This is a genomic window from Streptomyces ipomoeae 91-03 (assembly GCF_000317595.1).
In the GTDB taxonomy this organism is placed as follows: domain Bacteria; phylum Actinomycetota; class Actinomycetes; order Streptomycetales; family Streptomycetaceae; genus Streptomyces; species Streptomyces ipomoeae.
In genome coordinates, this window is sequence record NZ_AEJC01000174.1 from 1 (window position 1) to 3,142 (window position 3,142).

Consider the following 3,142-nt stretch of genomic DNA (forward strand, 5'->3'; position numbering starts at 1 on the left):
CCACAGCAATCGGCTGCGACCTCAGCCAAATCTGCAAGTCCCTCATCTTCACCGCAGACGGCACCCCCCTCCTGGTCCTCATGGACGGCGCCTCCAGGGTCGACGTCGAACTGCTCCGCCAGGAACTCGGCGCCAAGAAGGTCACCCGGGCCAAGGCCGACGTCGTACGCGCAACGACCGGATACGCGATCGGCGGCGTCCCACCCTTCGGCCACGCCACGAAGACCCGCGTACTCGCCGACCGCTCCCTCCTCGCCCACGACATCGTCTGGGCGGCAGCCGGCACCCCGCACACCGTCTTCCCCATGGACCCCACATCCCTGATCACCCACGCGGGAGCCACAGTGGTGGACGTCCGGGACACCGGGGACGCCCGGGACATCCGGGACGCCCGGAACGTCGACGAGCGGAGCGCGTGACGCCACTGGTGACCGCGGCCGTACTGCTCGCCGCGGTCACCCACGCCGCCTGGAACGCGATAGCCCACAGAATCACCGACAAACTCATCGGCTTCACGCTCATATCCGGCGGCGGAGCACTGATAGGCCTCGCGGCACTCCCGTTCGTGCCGTTCCCGAAGGCCGCCGCGTGGCCGTATCTGATCGCCTCGACGGTGATCCACGTCGTGTACTACGTCCTGCTGATGACGTCCTTCAAGCTGGGCGACTTCGGCCAGGCATACCCCCTCGCCCGCGGCTCCGCGCCCCTGGTCGTCACCGTCCTCGCCGCCGTCTTCGCGCACGAGGTGCCGAACGGCTGGGCGACGGTCGGCATCCTGCTGAGCTGCGCGGGCCTGACCGGGGTCGCGCTGTGGGGCCTGCGCGGCAGCCGGCCGAACTGGGCGGCGATCGGCGCGGCACTGGCCACGGGCCTGTCGATCGCGACGTACACGGTGGTGGACGGCCTGGGTGTCCGGGCCTCCGGGTCCGCGCTGGGCTTCACGGCGTGGCTGATGGCGCTGAGCATCTCGATCCCGGCGTACGCGGTGTGGCACTGGCGCGGGGAGACGGTCGCCCGGCTCCGCCCGTTCGCCGGCATCGGCCTCCTCGGCGCGGCGCTGTCCGTGGGGGCGTACGGCCTGGTGCTGTGGGCCCAGACGAAGGCGACGCTGGCGCCGATCGCGGCGCTGCGGGAGTCGTCGATCATCGTGGGGGCGGCGATCGGGGCCATGTTCTTCAGGGAACGGTTCGGGGCGGGGCGGATGGTGGCGGCGGCGTTGCTGGTGATGGGCATCGGCCTGATGCTGCGGGCCGGCTAGGGCATGTCTCAGCCGACTGCGACCGTGCATCCACGGGCCTGAAGGAGCACCCTGGAAACAGCGGTTCCGGAGGTGATCGTGATGATGCACACCGCAGTCGGATGGCACGTCGAGCTGGAATTCCAGGAGGACGATCAGCGGACACGGGCGGCGGCCCTCGTACGTCTTCCCGACGGGAAAGAGGTACGCGCCCACGGCTACGCCAGCCGCCACCACACCGACTCCAATCAACCCCGAGTCGGCGAAGAAATAGCAGGCGCCAGGGCCCTCAATGAGCTCGCCATGAAGCTCCTCACCAAGGCCCACGACGAAATAGACGAGGCCTCGGGCCGCACATCCCGCCCGATCGCCCTCTGACACCCACACACCTGCCCGCAGCCGCGCCGCCGTGGACGTCGCCGCCGCGGCTGCGGGCAGTCGTGCCGCCGGGGCGACGGGGGTACCTCCCGCACCCCCGCCCAGCACCACCCCCCGGCGCCCAACACCCCCAACGCACCCTGTGGTTGACTACCACCGTGCTGCAGGAGGCCGTTTTCCGGACGCTGGACCTCCCGGTGACCGACCGGTTCGAGGCCTGGTCGGAGTTGATGAGCCGCACTCACGCACCCATGCGCCTGACACGCATCCCGCCGACCGACGGCCACCCGCACCGCATCGACCGCATCGACCGCATCGACCACGCCAACCGCGACAACCGCGACAACCGCATCGAGCGCGGCGACCACACCAAGCGCACCGACCCCGCCAACCCCCGCCCCCTCCACCCCGTCGGCGACTACTTCGCCCACCAACGCCTCATCCTCCTCGGCGACATCGCGGTGTGGCCGGCCACGTTCGACCCGATCGTCTTCCGCCGCACGCCGAAGCTGATCCGCCGGTCCGACCCGGAGACGTACCACCTGTCCCTGCTCCTCCGCGGAGAGGGCGCCGCCAGCTGGGGCACCCAGCAGGTGGTGTACGGGATCCAGGACTTCCACGTCAGCTGCTCGTCGTTTCCGTTCGAGGTCCGGACCGGCACCGAACCGGTCACCACGGTCGGCGTGGAGATACCGCGCTCGCTCGTCGCGCTGCCCGCGCGGAAGGCGGACCGGGTCATCGGCAGCCGCCTGTCGGGACGGGAGGGGATCGGGACGCTGTTGGCGCAGTTCCTGACGCAGCTGGCGGCGGACACGGGCCCGTACCAGCCGTCCGACGCCCCCCGCCTCGGCACGGTCGTCGCCGACCTGGTCACCGCCCTGTTCGCGCACACCGTGGAGACGGACCCCCGGCTGCCACCGGAGGCCCACAGCCGGACCCTCACCCTGTCCGTGAAGGCGTTCATACGGCGCCACCTGGGCGACCCGGACCTGACCCCCGGCACGATCGCCGCCGCGCACCACATCTCGCGGAGCTATCTGCACCGCCTCTTCCAGGACGAGGGCCTCACCGTCGCCGCGTACGTCCGTGACCAGCGGCTGCGCAACGCCCACCGTGACCTCACCGACCCGGACCCGGTACTGCGCGCCACCCCGATCCACGCGATCGCGGCCCGCTGGGGCTTCCCGCGAGCCGCCGAGTTCAGCAGGGCCTTCCGCACCGCGTACGGCGTCTCCCCGAGCGAGCTGCGCCGCCGGGAGGAGGAGAGCCGCATGTGGGGCGGGCCGGTGGCGGCCGACTGTGGACCCGTTGCCAAGTGACTGTGGACTGTGCGCCAACGACAAACCCGGGAGCTTCGGCGCATCCTGGTGATCGCCGCGGAGGGCGGCCGTCCGGATCATCGGGATCGTGCCAGGACACCACGGGGGAGCCCTGGGACGATCCGGCCGCTCTGCCCGCGACGGCCGCCGGCACACTCTGCTAGGGGACTCGGGTTTCTCGGAGCCCGGGAGTGGAGCTGTGGGCGGC

4 protein-coding genes are annotated in these 3,142 nt (G+C 71.2%); all 4 read left to right on the forward strand.

What is annotated here, in order from left to right; translation table 11 throughout:
- Positions 1 to 419 (forward strand): YbaK/EbsC family protein (locus tag STRIP9103_RS11510; protein ID WP_009308404.1); only part of this gene is annotated, 419 nt, incomplete at its 5' end.
- On the forward strand, positions 416 to 1,258 hold the full coding sequence (locus STRIP9103_RS11515) for a DMT family transporter (RefSeq protein ID WP_009308407.1): 843 nt from the start codon (positions 416 to 418) through the stop codon (positions 1,256 to 1,258). The genes STRIP9103_RS11510 and STRIP9103_RS11515, both read left to right, overlap by 4 nt.
- Before the next feature lie 81 nt (positions 1,259 to 1,339).
- Positions 1,340 to 1,615: a DUF1876 domain-containing protein gene (locus tag STRIP9103_RS11520; RefSeq protein WP_009308409.1), complete on the forward strand. Its 276-nt coding sequence runs from the start codon at positions 1,340 to 1,342 to the stop codon at positions 1,613 to 1,615.
- Between the two features lie 158 nt (positions 1,616 to 1,773).
- Positions 1,774 to 2,934, forward strand: a complete 1,161-nt coding sequence (locus STRIP9103_RS11525) for a helix-turn-helix domain-containing protein (protein WP_009308403.1) — start codon at positions 1,774 to 1,776, stop codon at positions 2,932 to 2,934.
- Positions 2,935 to 3,142 lie beyond the last annotated feature (208 nt).

Coding starts and splice junctions, on each gene's coding strand:
- STRIP9103_RS11520 (WP_009308409.1), top strand. CDS start 1,340: ATGATGCACACCGCAGTCGGATGGCACGTCGAGCTGGAATTCCAGGAG.